The sequence below is a fragment of the Aeromonas sobria genome (genome assembly GCF_000820145.1).
In the GTDB taxonomy this organism is placed as follows: Bacteria; Pseudomonadota; Gammaproteobacteria; order Enterobacterales; family Aeromonadaceae; genus Aeromonas; species Aeromonas sobria.
In genome coordinates this window covers 16130-30836 of the sequence record NZ_CDBW01000015.1, presented here as the reverse complement: position 1 = coordinate 30836, position 14707 = coordinate 16130, and the positions used below count along the sequence as shown (strand labels likewise).

At 59.2% G+C, this 14707-nt stretch carries 14 protein-coding genes and 1 pseudogene; 12 read left to right on the top strand and 3 right to left on the bottom strand.

Annotation, left to right across the window (positions count from 1 at the left end):
• Nucleotides 1-23 precede the first annotated feature (23 nt).
• Both BN1135_RS06810 and BN1135_RS06805 read left to right on the top strand, forming a co-directional pair.
• Nucleotides 24-503, top strand: coding sequence for a GNAT family N-acetyltransferase (locus BN1135_RS06810; RefSeq protein ID WP_042019861.1), 480 nt, complete (start codon nucleotides 24-26; stop codon nucleotides 501-503).
• Between the two features lie 266 nt (nucleotides 504-769).
• Nucleotides 770-1683, top strand: a pseudogene (locus tag BN1135_RS06805) (sensor domain-containing diguanylate cyclase).
• Between the two features lie 87 nt (nucleotides 1684-1770).
• Here the strand turns inward: BN1135_RS06805 and BN1135_RS06800 are convergent.
• Entirely contained in the window at nucleotides 1771-2397 is a 627-nt protein-coding gene (locus tag BN1135_RS06800) for a porin family protein (protein ID WP_042019858.1), read from the bottom strand.
• Nucleotides 2398-3331: 934 nt separating this feature from the next.
• Between BN1135_RS06800 and dcuC the strand changes: the two genes are divergently transcribed.
• From dcuC to BN1135_RS06790, 3 genes are all read left to right on the top strand, one after another.
• Nucleotides 3332-4702, top strand: a complete 1371-nt coding sequence (dcuC, locus tag BN1135_RS06795) for a C4-dicarboxylate transporter DcuC (RefSeq protein WP_042019857.1) — start codon at nucleotides 3332-3334, stop codon at nucleotides 4700-4702.
• Nucleotides 4703-4716: 14 nt separating this feature from the next.
• Complete coding sequence (locus tag BN1135_RS22015; RefSeq protein ID WP_139245162.1) at nucleotides 4717-5055, top strand: hypothetical protein; 339 nt, start codon at nucleotides 4717-4719, stop codon at nucleotides 5053-5055.
• Nucleotides 5056-5200: 145 nt separating this feature from the next.
• A complete protein-coding gene (locus BN1135_RS06790; protein ID WP_042019855.1) occupies nucleotides 5201-5965 on the top strand; it encodes a helix-turn-helix domain-containing protein in 765 nt (254 codons plus the stop codon).
• A 148-nt stretch (nucleotides 5966-6113) separates the two neighbouring features.
• Here the strand turns inward: BN1135_RS06790 and BN1135_RS06785 are convergent, their stop codons facing one another.
• Nucleotides 6114-6878, bottom strand: a complete 765-nt coding sequence (locus tag BN1135_RS06785; RefSeq protein WP_042019885.1) for a UTRA domain-containing protein — start codon at nucleotides 6876-6878, stop codon at nucleotides 6114-6116.
• Between the two features lie 264 nt (nucleotides 6879-7142).
• Here BN1135_RS06785 and BN1135_RS06780 point away from each other — a divergent pair, with 264 nt between their 5' ends.
• From BN1135_RS06780 to BN1135_RS06755, 6 genes are read left to right on the top strand one after another with little or no spacing between them, the layout of a single operon-like run.
• Entirely contained in the window at nucleotides 7143-8204 is a 1062-nt protein-coding gene (locus BN1135_RS06780; RefSeq protein WP_042019853.1) for an ABC transporter substrate-binding protein, read from the top strand.
• 9 nt (nucleotides 8205-8213) lie between these two features.
• Nucleotides 8214-9047 carry an alkaline phosphatase family protein gene (locus BN1135_RS06775; RefSeq protein WP_042019852.1) on the top strand — a complete coding sequence of 278 codons (834 nt, stop codon included), beginning with the start codon at nucleotides 8214-8216 and terminating at the stop codon, nucleotides 9045-9047.
• Complete coding sequence (locus BN1135_RS06770; RefSeq protein WP_042019850.1) at nucleotides 9047-9946, top strand: ABC transporter permease; 900 nt, start codon at nucleotides 9047-9049, stop codon at nucleotides 9944-9946. The genes BN1135_RS06775 and BN1135_RS06770 overlap by 1 nt, the downstream gene beginning before the upstream one ends.
• Nucleotides 9939-10715 (top strand): ABC transporter permease, encoded by a 777-nt coding sequence (locus BN1135_RS06765; RefSeq protein ID WP_042019847.1) that lies wholly within the window; start codon nucleotides 9939-9941, stop codon nucleotides 10713-10715. Before BN1135_RS06770 ends, BN1135_RS06765 begins: the two co-directional genes overlap by 8 nt.
• Nucleotides 10716-10721: 6 nt before the next feature.
• Nucleotides 10722-11729, top strand: a complete 1008-nt coding sequence (locus BN1135_RS06760; protein WP_042019844.1) for an ABC transporter ATP-binding protein — start codon at nucleotides 10722-10724, stop codon at nucleotides 11727-11729.
• Between the two features lie 39 nt (nucleotides 11730-11768).
• Nucleotides 11769-12422, top strand: a complete 654-nt coding sequence (locus BN1135_RS06755) for an HAD family hydrolase (RefSeq protein ID WP_042019842.1) — start codon at nucleotides 11769-11771, stop codon at nucleotides 12420-12422.
• A 107-nt stretch (nucleotides 12423-12529) separates the two neighbouring features.
• Here the strand turns inward: BN1135_RS06755 and BN1135_RS06750 are convergent, their stop codons facing one another.
• Nucleotides 12530-14158 carry a sensor domain-containing diguanylate cyclase gene (locus BN1135_RS06750; RefSeq protein WP_042019839.1) on the bottom strand — a complete coding sequence of 543 codons (1629 nt, stop codon included), beginning with the start codon at nucleotides 14156-14158 and terminating at the stop codon, nucleotides 12530-12532.
• Nucleotides 14159-14241: 83 nt separating this feature from the next.
• On the opposite strand from BN1135_RS06750, the gene BN1135_RS06745 reads away from it, so the two are divergent.
• Nucleotides 14242-14682, top strand: coding sequence for a DUF2214 family protein (locus BN1135_RS06745; protein ID WP_042019835.1), 441 nt, complete (start codon nucleotides 14242-14244; stop codon nucleotides 14680-14682).
• The last annotated feature ends 25 nt before the right edge of the window (nucleotides 14683-14707 follow it).

Here is a 14707-nt window from a genome sequence, read left to right as displayed (position 1 = left end):
TACACACGATAGGATGTCATTTATTGCGACTTGAATTTAAAACTATCGATCTGGATCGGGATTACGAACATTGTGTGCTGGCGCGCAGGGATTCCTATTTCTGCAGCTTTCATACCCATGATGGCTTTGCCGACTTTATCGACGGTTATCGGGAGCGGATCCGCGAAAGGCTGGGGCAAGCGCAATGGCACTACCTCCATGTCTGGGCGGGTGAACAACTGGTGGGGCAGCTGGAATTTCGCAGCTTTTCCGATGAACGCGAGACCGGCTATGTGCAGCTGATCTATCTGTTCCCCGAATATCGTGGCCGCGGTCTGGCCGCCGGGTTGCAGGCTTATATCCGCCAGCAGTTGCAGGGGGCGGGCTGTAAATGGGCGATTCTCTCCGTGAGTCGTACCAATGTGCGGGCCTTGAACCATTACCGGCGATCTGGCTGGGTATTTCTGCGCCCCAATCCGAAACATCAGGAGACGGATTTTTATCGGCTGACTCTGGCCGATTGACCTCTGTGGGTGCCTCTGGGTATCCGCTCATTTTTCCCATCCCCCAAATGACTGAATTGTGAGTTAAATCCGGTAAATGGGGCGCACTTGAACCACACTTATGGCTCCCCTGATTCAGCCTGTGTCGTGAGTGGCTGATAACCGGGGAAACGGTGGTGCGGTGGGGTTCTGGCTGACAGATTTATGGCGATATGCCAAGGTAGCGCCTCACGATAAAACAGCGATTCCCCGTGGTGGCGCGGGGCAGCAGAATAAGGGTAACCGCTATGGTGCAGGACAGTGACAGGGTCAGGATCTCGGATGTCAGCGAGGCCGTGGTGCACGGCATTCTGGAGGTGATCAGCGATGGCATCTGGGACTGGAATGCCAATACCGGTTTCGTCTATCGCAATTCCGGCTGGTACCGGATGCTGGGCTATGAGGCTCACACCCTTGGCAATACCGTCTTTACCTGGGAACAGGTGATCCACCCCGATGATCTGGCCGCTATATCTGGATTGAAGATTGCGGTCGGATTATAGAGCGCAACCCCGATGGTTCTGTGGCGCGCATGATCGGCGCTCATCACAATATCCACGCCTGCAAGCTGCTGCTGGATCAGCTGGAGCTGCGCAATCATTCGCTGGCGCAGCTGGTGGCTGAGCGTACCGCCGAGCTGGTACGGCTGAATGAGGCGCTGCAACAGAAGGCGGAAGAGAATCGCCAGCTGGCGGAGACCGATGCCCTGACCGGCGCCGCCAGCCGCTATCGGCTGGAGCGGGCGTTGCAGCTGGAGTGCGAACGGGCCCGCCGTTTTCATCAGCCCTTTACGGTGATCGCCATGGATGTGGACAACTTCAAGCAGATCAATGACAGCTATGGGCATCACATCGGGGATCAGACCCTGATCAATGCAGTGGCGCGGGTGCGTAGCCATATCCGCGAGATCGATCTGCTGGCCCGCTGGGGCGGCGACGAGTTTATGGTGCTGTTGCCCAACACTGGTCGTGATGATGCGCTGGTGGTGGCGAGCAAGCTTCAAGCATGGATGGCGAGCGAGCCCATCTGCCCCCACGGTCTCACTACCATGAGCTTCGGGTTGGCGGAGTATCAGCGGGATGAGCAGAAGGAGAGTTTGATGGTGCGTGCCGATCGGGCGCTCTATCAGGCCAAGCAGCTGGGCAAGAATCAGATCTGCTAACGGCGCTCTCGCCAGTAACTCGCCAGTAAAAAGGGCCGCAGGATAAGATCCTGCGGCCCTTTTGCATTGTTACTGACGCGGCGCGACTTAGAAGTGGTAGCGCAGGCCCAGCTTGAAGGTATCCAGAGAGTAGTGCTCGTCACCCAGGCTCAGGGCGTTGAACTGGCGCTCGTAACCGATACCGGCAGAGAAGTGGTCGTTGAAGGCGTAGTCCAGACCTACTTCCAGATTGGGGTGTACCTTGCTCTTGGTTTCGTTGCCGGTTAACTGACCGCTGATACCGAGGATGGTGGCGTTGCCGACAAATTCCACTTCGGTGCGAGTGTAGGCGATACCCGGTTTGGCATAGGCGCTAAAGCCCCAGGCCAGCGGCTGGCTCAGCTTGGCGGCCAGGCTGATGCTGCGAGTTTCGATGGTAGTGTCGGCAAAGCCGGTCGCACCCTGGGAGGTAACCCAGGTCAGCTGATCCATCTGTTGGGCGTGCAGGCCCCCTTCGATGGCCAACCAGTGGTTGAGATCGTAGCCGACGATCAGGCTGCCGCCGTCGAGCTGGTCGTCGATCACTTTGGCGTCATAGACCTGTTGAGCCCCGCCATCCAGATCCATTTTTGAGGTGGTGAGGTCTACACCGACATACCAGCCTTGGGCGTAAGCAGCACCGCTGAAAGTCAGACCGAGCAGAGAGAGAATTGCAACTTTATTGAACTTGTTCATGGATGGGTTTGCCCTGTTAATGTGAACTGCGTGTGATTGAATGGCCTCATCCATGAAGCTTATTTATATTCCAGTGGATCTCTATATCAGAGGGCGCGCAGTATAGAGAGGCTGTTTGATAATAACAACCCATCACCGACCAGTTAATCGACGGAAATAAATTACTGGCTATTTTGGACTGGTCAAATAATGGTTTATTTAGAGTTATCACTTTATTTATAAATGACCAAAATAAGGCGAAATATCTTCTGGTTGTTATTTGTCGCGATATTGGCGGGACGCACTTGATCTGGCTGGCTATTTTTCTGCCCCGGCCGCGCCACCGCGGATTACCAGCTGCTCATTAATTGGTCGCTTGTCAAGCGCATTGCTCGCCAACCATTTGCTGTTTTTTTGTGCGTTTTATCATGAAGTGGCTTGTACCGCTTTTTTGCGATCATCGGAATTTTTAATCTGAGAATTGGCTCGATAATCTTGGTTTGTTGCTGAAATTTTGTTCTAAGTTGGTTTCTTTCACTGCTCATTTTGCCTGCAGGCTGCGGTGGAGCGTCACCGTCTTGCCAGCTGAGGGGTATTGATGATGCTGGCTGGCCCTGATGGCGGGTAGATAATCGAGGAGATGGTGGCGAGGGCCTGATAGCGGGTCGGCATTTTCCGGTGGCAAATAGCGACCAAGAGCACTTTTCTTATTTTATGAAGCGCTGCACAGTGGTGGACAGATAAGTGCGACTATCGCCACATAATGAGACGAGTGATTGTGATAGAGAAATATTTAACCTGAGTTTTTTACTACCTGAATATTTATTATTGCGGTGGTGATCACACCAGCCAATTCTATTTTTAGAGTGTCACTGATACCCTCCAAAATCCCAATTGTAAGAAATAACGATAAGTTGTGATTGGGCCGCAATCGTGTAGTCACTGAGGTATTTATATGTCGACAATCTTGATTCTGGTGGTGGTGGGGCTGGTTGCCTACGCCATGCTCAAGCGGTTCAATCCGCAAGCGACCTTGCTGACTGCGGGTCTGGTGCTGCTGGCCTATGCCCAGTGGGCGGGGATCAGTGACATTCTGCCTGCCGAAAACAGCCAGGGCTTCTGGTTCTTCGACCTGTGGGAGAAGTTCGCCATGGTGACCAACTCCCGTCTCGCCTCCACCGGTCTGACCCTGGTGGCGATTGCCGGGGTGGCGACCTATCTCAACCAGATCGGTGCCTCGGCGGCGCTGGTAAAGGCCACCTCACGCCCGATCATGGCACTGAAGAACCCCTATGTACTGCTGGCAATCATCCTGCTGATGGTTTCCATCCTCTATGTCTTTATTACCGGGGCGACCTCGCTCTCCCTGCTGTTGATGGGCACCCTCTATCCGCTGCTGCGCAACGCCGGGATCAGCGCCAAGACAGCGGTGGCGACCATCGTTATCCCCACCGCGTGGGAGTTTGGCCCCGGCCAGATCAATGCGGTGATCGGCGCCAAGGCGATCAATATCGAGGTGATGCCGTTCGTGGTGAACCATCAGCTGCTGTTCCAGATCGCGTTGCTGGTGACCATTCCGTTCGTCAATATCATGTGGCAGCGCCATTGTGACCGCAAAGATGGCCACGATGCCGCCGCCGAGCGTGGCAAGTATCTGCACGAGCTGGAAGCGAAACATGAAAACACCCCTGGCTATTATGCCCTGCTGCCGGTGATCCCCTTCATCTTTCTGTTCGGTTTCTCCGAGCTATTCGTCAGCGCCATCAAGATGACCATTCCGGTGGCCATGATGTCTACCATGACCCTGTGCATCATCATAGAGGCGCTGCGCTACCGCTCCCTCAACAAGGCATTTGCCAACTTCGAGGCCTGGCTGACCGGTACCGGGATGATCTTCGGCAGCGTGTTGACCCTGATGCTGGCGGCCGAGTTCTTCTCCGCCGGTCTCACCAATATCGGTGCCATCACCCAGCTGATCGATCTGGCCAAGTCGTTCGATCTCAATCCGCTCGGGCTGTCGCTGGTCTTCTCGCTCTTTATCCTGCTAACCGCCTTTATCACCGGTTCGGGCAACGCCCCTGTGATGGCCTTTATCCCCATCGTGCCGCTGGTCTCCGGCCAGTTCGACATCAACCCGCTGCTGCTGCTGGTGCCGATCCTGTTTGCCGCCGGGATTGGCCGCACCATCTCTCCGGTGGCCGGGGTGATCATCACGGTAGCCGGTATTGCCAACCTGAGCCCGATCGATGTGGTGAAGCGTACCTTCGTCCCCATGATGGCGAGCATGGCGGTGGTGATGTTACTGACCGCGATCCGCTATATCTGATTGCTGAAAACGGGATGCAAGCGTCTGCCACCGGCAGACGCTTTTTTTGTGCCCGATATCGGGTTGTAATGGCGGTTATATCGATGGGTGAGGGGTCTGTTGTTGCTTTTATCGCCGGATGCGGGCAAAAGAAAAAGGCGGTGCTATCAGCGCCGCCCAATGCCAGGAAAGAGAAAAAACCTTGCGGTTTAAAAACAAAAATTTGGAAGCAAACAATCGATTTCTCAACCAGGAAGGGTCTTGAATTCGATACGTTTCGATTATGCGCGATGTTCTATGCAGCACTAGCAAAATGTTTGCGGGTTGAAAGATATGCACTGTCTGGTGTCAGATTTTGCGACCTCGCTGCTTAACTGGTCTGTCCTGATGGGCGTTCTAAGCGGTTTTTTCTCTGGGGTGTTTTTTCGGTGTCAATATCTGAGCCTTGAAGGTAAAAAAAGGTCAGAAGCTGACTCGGCATAACCATGCAATGAAAGTGCGATAACAAGGAATAGTGGCATGACTTACAGCCAGACCCTGGCCAACAATATTCTCGACACCCTGAAGAAGACCCTGACCGACAAGGGGATCCGCTATCAGACCCTGGCGGAGGCGATGGGCGTCTCCATCGCTACCGTGAAACGGATGATGAACAAGCCTTCCCTGCCGTTCGATACCCTGCTGGAGATCTGCCATCTGGTGGGGCTGTCGTTCGAGGAGCTGCTGGATCGCACTCAGGATGCCCAGAGCCGCCGCGCCGTCTTCACCCAGGAGCAGGACGAGGCGTTTCACAACGAGCCGGGGCTCTACGCCTTTCTCGCCAATATCTTCTGGCGCGACAAGACGCTGATCGATCTCAAGCGGGAGTACAGCCTGACCGACGCCTCCTGCTACCTCTACCTGCGCAAGCTGGAGAAGCTTGGCATTTTGCAGCTCGGAATCGACAACAGTTACCACTTCCTGATCAGCGAGCGGATCAGCTTCGAGCAGCACAGCCGTTTCGCCCGCCAGCAGGCACGGCAGGCGATGTCGGTGCTGGGGGAGTATCTGGTGGAGAACATGCACAAGTCGAATAACTATATGGCGCTCTGCCAGTTGCACCTCAACGAGGGGGAGGCGATGGCGCTGATCGACCGGATGAAGGAGTACTGGCATCAGGAGCTCAAGCTCAACCGCCCCGCCATTGGCCAGCGGGAGCATGCCAAGACCTACACCATGTCGCTGCAACTGGCCGACTGTGGCTACCAGAGCTTCGACGACCTGATCCCCAATATCGACAACTGATCCCGGCGGATCCTGCGGGATCTGCCGTGTTGGCGTCTGGTTATTCAGTGGGTTGAAAGGTCTGCGATCTGCTTGCGACCGGTTGCAGCGCTCGGGTATCGAGGCAGATACGGATCGCCACTGTGCTCGACAGTGCTCTGGATATTCCCTAATCGGCGACCCGGGTTTGTTGCAGCTTGCCTGCGAGCGGCTGCAATGCTCGCGTATCGAGGCAGATACGGAGCGCGTCCGGTCGCCAGTGTTCGATATCGCAATCCACCAGACCGCCTCGCTCGTCGTAGTTGACCCGCACCAGCCTTAGCACCGCGCTCCCCTCCGCCAGATTGAGGGCGCGGGCGATGGCGCCCCGCGCCGCCGAGGGGGTGATCTCTAGGCTGGCGCCACCCTGGCCTATGCCATAACGCTGTTGGTAGAGCTCGGTGAGGGAGCTAGCCAGCGGCGCGCTGGCGATATCGGGAAAGCGGCTGGCCAGCAGGTGGTGGCTGACGTGCAGCACGGGGCGGCCGTCGATCAGCCGCTGGCGGCGGATTTCGTAGAGCGGGGTAAAGGGAGCAAGTCCCATCCAGCGGCACAGTTCGCTGCTGGCAAGCTCGCTGCCGTGGGCCAGCACCCGGGTTTCGGCGGTGCGCTGCTGCTCGCCGATCCACTGGTGAAAATGGGTATGGATGGCGGGATCGTAGGTGAGGCGGGGCGGCGCCACAAACCAGCCGCGCCGCTCGGCCCGGTAGATAAGGCCATCCGCTTCGAGGCTGGAGAGCGCCTCCTTGATGGTGATGCGGGTAGTGGCGAAGCGCTCGCTGAGCGCCCGTTCGGCGGGCAACTGCTGCCCGGCCCCCAGCTGGCCGCTGCCGATATAGCGGCGCAGGGTCTGGCAAATCTGTTCGCACTTGGAGGAGGATCGGCCATCGGCCATGCTCTGTTCGTTCAATATCTGCTCGCTCAATCTCGGCTCAGTCACACTCTTATCCCTGTTGCTTATTCAGAAGGCGGGTGGCTGGCCAATCCCTTACTGGAATAGTCCAGCCTCACTCTGGTTCAGAGTTGTAACCGCTGTGGATGACAGCGACATGACAGGGCAATTGTCATCAAACTGCCATCAAAGCGCCCCGCGACCGTCATATTTCCCCTCTAGCATCCCTCTCGAACCTTAACTGACCTAGTCCAGAGGGATGGGATGATGAAAAGCGTGATCGCAAGTGCACTGGCCCTGGTGGCCATCAGCCAACCGTTGTTTGCCACAAATAGCTATGCCGCCGAGAATATTGCGGATCTTGAGAAGGCCGCCCGTGGTGAAGGGCAGCTCAGCAGTATCGGCATGCCCGACAGCTGGGCCAACTGGAAGGATACCTGGCAGCAGCTGGGCAGCATCTACGGCATCAAGCATCAGGATACCGACATGAGCTCGGCGCAGGAGATCGCCAAGTTTGCCGCCGAGAAGGCCAACGCCACCGCCGATATCGGCGACGTGGGCGGCGCCTTCGGTCCGGTGGCGGTCAAGCAGGGAGTCACCCAGCCCTACAAACCCTCCACCTGGGCCGATATTCCCAACTGGGCCAAGGATGCGGACGGTCACTGGATGTTGGCCTATACCGGCACCATCGCTTTCCTGATCAACAAGGATCTGGTCAAGGCGGCCCCCACCAGCTGGCAATCCCTGCTGGGTGGCGACTACAAGGTGACCTTGGGTGATGTGGGCGTGGCCTCTCAGGCCAACAACGGCGTGCTGGCGGCGGCCTATGCCACCGGTGGCAGCGAGAAGAACCTCAAGCCCGCGCTGGATCTGTTCGGCAAGCTGGCCAAGCAGGGTCGTCTGTCGCTGAATGACCCGACCATCGCCAACATCGAGAAGGGCGAGGTGGAAGTGGGGGTGTTGTGGGACTTCAACGCCCTCAACTACCGCGACCAGATCGACCCCAAGAAGTTTGAGGTGGTGATCCCGAGCGACGGCTCCGTCATCGCCGGTTACACCACCATCATCAACAAGTGGGCCAAGAACCCCAACGCCGCCAAGCTGGCCCGTGAATACATCCTCTCCGATGCCGGTCAAATCAACCTGGCCCGTGGCTACGCCCGCCCCATCCGCAGCAACGTGACCCTGCCGGATGACGTCAAGGCCAAGCTGCTGCCAGCCGAGCAGTATACCAATGCCAAGCCGGTCAGCGACCATGCCGCCTGGGAGCAGAGTTCCAAGGCCCTGCCGCGCCAGTGGCAAGAAACCGTCATGATCAACATGCAGTAAGGGAATCCAGTGCAACACAAGGTGATAGTGGTACTTGTGGATGGTCTGGCAGCCGAGGTAGCCCACACCATGGGCTACCTCGGTGGCATGGTGGAGGCGGGGCGGGGCCTGCATACGACCCTGAATGCTGCCCTGCCGTCTCTCTCCCGGCCTCTCTACGAGTGCATCCTGACCGGCGTGCCGCCGGTGGTAAGCGGCATCACCCACAACGGGGTGAGTCGCTTGAGCCAGCACGACGCCATCTTCCATCTGGCCCGCGCCGCGGGTAAACGCACGGCGGCAGCGGCCTACTACTGGGTGAGCGAACTCTATAACCGCAGCCCCTGGCTGGCTGCGCGGGATCGCTATACCCATGACGAGCAACTGCCCATCCAGCACGGCTGCTTCTACTGGGATGACAACTATCCCGACAGCCATCTGCTGATGGATGGCGAGTGGTTGCGCAGCCAGTACGACCCCGATTTTCTGCTGATCCACCCGATGGGGGTGGATGACGCTGGCCACCAGTTTGGCCTCGATTCGCGCCAGTACCGCAATCAGGCGCGCCGGATGGACAGCCTGCTGGCCGATCTGCTGCCCCAGTGGCTGGCGGAGGGGTATCAGGTGGTGATCACCTCGGATCACGGCATGAACAACGACCTGAGCCACGGCGGCACCCTGCCTGAAGAACGTACCGTGCCGCTCTGGCTGTTTGGCGATGCCTTTATCGAGCATTGGCCGGACGGCGTGGTGATCGCCCAGACCCAGCTCTGCGCCCTGATGGCCGACTTGCTGGGCATTCCCCACGACAAGCCGGCAGTGCCACCGCTGCTCAAGGCGGCCTTTATGCGTGAGGTGCACTGATGATGCCTGCAACCACCGAGATCCTCGCGGATCAACCTGTGGCAACCAAGCACAAGGTGCGCCGCCACTGGTTGCCCGCGCTGGTGCTGCTGCCGTTTGTCCTGTTGATGATCCTGTTCCAGCTAGCCCCCATGGTGTGGGTGCTGGTGGGCAGCTTTCAGACCCCCGATGGCTGGGGCCTCGACTACTATCGGGAGATCCTGAGCTCCCCCTTCTACCTGCAGTCCTTCGGCAACTCCTTGCGTATCGCCGGTATCGCCAGTCTGGCGGGGCTTGCCATCGGCACTCTGGGGGCGGCGGCGCTGCGTCACAGCGGCGAGCGGGTCAAGCGGCTGCTGCTGGCCTTTGTCACCATGACCGGCAACTTCAGTGGGGTGCCGCTGGCGTTCGCTTTCATCATCATTCTCGGTATCAACGGCGCGGTTACCCTGCTGCTGAAATCCTGGGGATTGATCGACGGCTTCAACCTCTACTCGGGGTCGGGCCTGATCCTTATCTACACCTATTTCCAGATCCCGCTCGCCCTGCTGCTGCTCTATCCGGCGTTCGATGCGCTGCAGGATGAGTGGCCGCAGGCTGCGGCGCTGCTGGGGGCGAGCAAGGGGCAGTATGTGTGGCACGTGGCGCTGCCGGTGCTCACGCCCGCCCTGCTCGGCACCCTGATCATCCTGTTTGCCAACGCGGTGGGGGCCTACGCCTCCGCCTACGCCCTCACCACCGGCAACTTCAATCTGGTGACCATCCGGGTGGCCAGTCTGGTCTCCGGCGATATCTTCCTCGAGCCCAACATGGCCGCGGCGCTGGCGGTGATCCTGATGGTGCTGCTGGGGGTGGTGACGGCCGCCAACCAGTGGCTGCTGAAAAAGAGCTATGTGAACAGGGGGCAATCCCATGCATGATTTGACGCCGCGCTGGCCCAAGTGGGTGCTGGGTGGGCTGGTCGCCACCCTGCTGCTGCCGCTGCTGGCCACCTTCCTCTATTCCATCTCCACCCGCTGGGGGGCTACCCTGCTGCCGGATGGCTTCACCCTCGACTGGTATCTCAAACTGTGGGGCGACCCGCGCTTTCTTGCGGCGTTTGGCCGCAGCCTGCTGGTCTGCTTCGCCACCCTGCTGCTGGGGACTTTGGTGCTGGTGCCGACCGTGCTGGTGGTGGCCTATTACTTCCCCAAGCTGGACCCCTGGATGAACCTGCTAATCTTGCTCCCCTTTGCGGTGCCGCCGGTGGTCTCCTCGGTGGGGCTGCTGCAGATCTACGCCGACGGCCCGCTGCCAATTATCGGCACGCCATGGATCCTGATCGGCACCTGGTTCACCGTGGTGTTGCCCTTCATGTACCGGGCGCTGGCCAACAGCCTGCAAGGGGTGCCGCTCAGGGATCTGATGGATGCCGCCCATCTGCTGGGAGCAAGCAGTCGGCGCGCCTTTCTGCTGGTGGTGATCCCTTGCCTGCGCAAGGGATTGCTGGCGGCGTTGTTTCTCTCGCTCTCTTTCCTGCTCGGCGAGTTCGTGTTTGCCAACATGCTGGTGGGCACCCGTTACGAGACCCTGCAGGTTTACCTCTACAACATGCGCGCCACCTCGGGCCACTTCACCAGTACGCTGGTGATGAGCTACTTCCTGCTGACCCTGCTGCTCACCTGGGCAGCCAACAGATTTCATCGGTGATCCAAGATGTTTCATTTAGAAGTCAATCAGTTGCACAAATCCTACGGCGATACTCCGGTGTTCGAGGGGATCGAATTCGGCATCCGCAAGGGGGAGCTGGTGACCCTGCTCGGCCCCTCCGGCTGCGGCAAATCGACCCTGCTGAGGGCGCTGGCCGGGCTCACTCCGGTGGATGGCGGTCAGGTGCGGGTGGCCGGTGAAGAGATCACCTGGCAGGCGCCCCAGAAGCGGGGCATCGGCATGGTGTTCCAGAGCTATGCGCTCTTCCCCAACATGACGGTGTGGGACAACGTGGCTTTCGGCCTCAAGATGAAACCCCAGCCGGGGCGGGAGCTGGCAGCCAGTGTGAAAGAGGCGCTGGAGCTGGTGGAGCTGACCGGCTTCGAGCGCCGCTATCCGGGGGAGCTCTCCGGCGGCCAGCGCCAGCGGGTGGCACTGGCGCGCGCCCTGGTGGTACGGCCAAGGATCCTGTTGCTGGACGAGCCGCTCTCGGCGCTGGATGCCCGTATCCGCCGCAGCCTGCGCCAGCAGATCCGCGAAATCCAGCAGCGCCTTGAGCTCACCACCATCTTCGTGACCCACGATCAGGAGGAGGCGCTCACCATGTCGGATCGGATCTTCCTGATGAACAAGGGATCCATAGTCCAGAGCGGTACGCCGGAGCAGATTTACACCCGTCCCGCCAGCGAGTTTGTGGCGAGCTTTATCGGCAACTACAACCTGCTTGGCGCAGAGCTGGGCAAGTCGCTGTTCGGCCCCCGTTTTCAGGGCAAGCTGGCGCTGCGGCCAGAGTCCATCACCCTGCTGCCCGCCGGAGCGACCAGCAGCGAGCCCAGCCTGCCCGGCATCATTCGCCAGCAACAGCTGCTCGGCAACGTGATCCGCTATCAGGTGGAGTGCGAGGCGGGGCTGTTGACGGTGGATTGCCTCAACCGTTCGGCTGGCGATCTGCTGGCAACCGGCAGCGCCGTGACCCTGGCGGTGGCCCGGGATCAACTTTGTGAGGTAGCATGACACCGCATTTCATTTCCATTTTCACTGCGAGGAGCGCCCATGGCACTAGCACTGTTTGATCTGGACGAGACCCTGATTGCCGGGGATTCCGCCAGCCTCTGGCTGGAGTACATGGTGGCCGGGGAGCTTGCTCCGGCGGGCATGGTGGCCGAGGAGCAGGGGATGATGTCTCTCTACCATCAGGGCAAGATGGACATGCACCAGTACATGGCCTTCACCCTGCAGCCGCTGGCGGGCAAGTCGCGCCAATGGCTCAGCCAGCAGTGCCACCACTTTGCCGAGCAGGTGCTGCGCGAGCGGCTCTACCCCGAGGGGTTGGCGCGTATCGAATGGCATCGGGAGCGGGGCGACGAGCTGGTGCTTATCTCCGCTTCCGGCGAGCATCTGGTGGCCCCCATGGCAAAGATGTTGGGAATGGATCACGGCGTCGCCATCCTACTCGATGAGGAGGAGGGGATGCTGACCGGCCAGACCCGCGGCACCCTCAGTTTTCGCGAAGGCAAGGTGGCCCGCATCAACCAGCTGTTTGCCGGAAGGGACAACCTATGGCAGGGGAGTTTTGGTTATAGCGATTCCCACAATGATCTGCCGATGCTGCGGGCGGTGAGCCATCCCCATGCGGTCAATCCGGCCCCCGCACTGCGCCAGCAGGCCGGGGAGCTGGGCTGGCCGGTGTGGGAGTGGCAGCGCTGAGTCGCGTGCCGCACAGGTTTAACGTGCGGCAAGAAGCACGATAATCAAAGAGAGAGGCTGGAGCCTCTCTCTTGGTTTTTATGTCCCGCTGGTGATCACCCTTCCACTTAATGGGCATGCCGTCGAGTCTGATCAAGGTGAGGAGGGGGATCCTCTTCCATCGGGTCATGGACACGACTCTGGGGGAAGCAGATGCGGTTTTTCCCCTCCCGCTTGGCCTGATAAACCCCCTTGTCGGCCAGCTCCACCAGCTCTTTGGCCGAGAGGCCCGAGTGGCTAAAGGCTGCCCCGCCGCTGATGGTGATGCTGAGGTCGGGTTCGCGCCATTCCAGCTGCTCGACCGCGAGCCTGAAGGTCTCCAGCAGGGAGGCGACCTCGTTTATTTTCATCTCCAGCCGAAAGATCAGCACCAGCTCTTCACCGCCGTAGCGGCAGAACCAGCCCCAGTCGTGGAACAGATTCATGCCCAGCTTGCTCACCCGTTTGAGCACCACGTCCCCCGCCTGATGGCCGTGGGTATCATTGACCCGTTTAAAGTCATCCAGATCGAACATCACCACCCCGAAAGGTGCGCCACTGCTGCTCTGCTTTTGCAGGCACTCATCGAAGAAGCGGCGGTTGTAAAGGCCGGTGAGTTTGTCCTGATTGGCTTGCAGGCGGATCTGGGCAAAGTCCTGGCTAGCGGCATCCATCTCTTCATAGACCTTGGCTAGCTCCAGCATACGGCGGCCGTTGTAGGCGATACCGCCGGAGCGGCTGGCGCGGATCAGCAGGGTGATCTCTCCCAGCATGCGGCGGAAGTAGCGTGACCAGAGCAGGGCCAGCAGCAGATAGAGAATGCAGGCGAGGGCAATCATCAGTTGCACGTTGATGGAAACGCTGTCGATCACCTGTTGCATGCTGGCGGTGGGCTCGACGCTGAGCAGGATCCAGCGCTGCTCGGGGATGCGGTAGTAGGAGACCATCATGCCGCTGGCATCATCGAGGAAAAAGCCCTGTGGCAGTTGCATCTGTGCCAGCCAGTCGGGGTGGGCGAGGGGTTTGAATACCCGTTCGCGATCCGGATGGGCCAGCACCAGCCCGTCATGATTGAGCAGGATCTGATAGCCCGACCCCAGAGGATGGGCCTCATCATGCTTGTTGTTGAGCCAGCTGGCGAGTGGGGTGAGCTGGGTATCCAGCGAGAGTACGCCAACCCGCTTGCCGTCAGGATCTTCAATCACCCGGGCCAGCGCCATGGTGAGGGTGCCAAGGGTGTAGTCGTAGTCAGGAGCGGTCCAGACAATCTGGTTCGGGTGGCTGGCAGCCAGTAGATACCAGGGGCGGGTTCTGGGATCGAACTTCTCGTCGGCTTGCCAGGATGGGTGGATCAGCATCTTGCGATGCTCGGTGCCCACATAGACGTAATCGAGCTCCATCACCTTGTGATAGGCCTGCCACTGTTGCAGGTAGCGCTCGCCGTTGCGGATCTCCGGGCCGCTGAAATCCTGATAATTTACCTGCTGATAAATGAGCGTAAACTGGCGTTTGAGCGTCGCCAGATAGGGTTCGATCAGGGTATGGAAATACTGGGTGTTGCGAGCAATCAGGTTCTGTTGCTGCTCGTGGCGCAGGGTGCGCTCCATATGCAGGTAGTAGATGCTGCCGAGCAGCAATACGGGGATAAAGAGCAAGAGGAGGCCAAGCCGCATGCGGGTGATTAAAGACCAAGTGTTCTTGGGCTTGCCGGGGGACATGAACAGATCCTTTTCAGCTCGGGTGACACCAGCATATATGATGCTGTGCTGCTCGTCTAAAGGCAGAAAATGAGATTTTTCCGATGCTGAACCACACTCTGCTCTCAATGGCCCACTACGGCAGCATAGCTGTGCTGATCCTGGCCCTCTGTGTCGAATATCTGATCTTTCGTCGCGGCCTGAATATGGTGCGGGTGCGCCGTCTGCTGCTGGCAGATGGGGTGGCTGCGCTGGCGCTCTTCTCCATCTTTGCCACCGGTTGTCTGCTGGCCCACGAGCATGCCAGTTCGGTGGCGCAGATCTTTGCCCATCCTGTCCACGGCCTCAAAATGGGGCTGTTTCTACTGATTGTCTGCTCCCTCGATTACCCCAGCCGTCTCTTCTATCGTTGGCGTCGCGCCCTGCGTCTGGGCAAGGCGCCGATGATCTCCATCCAGCAGCACTTCCGGGTGGTGTGGATCCTGCGGGGCAATCTGGTGCTGGTCGCCCTGCTGGCCGTGCTCACCAAGCCTCCGCTGCTGTAAAGCGAGCGGCAGTGAGGAGCACTGC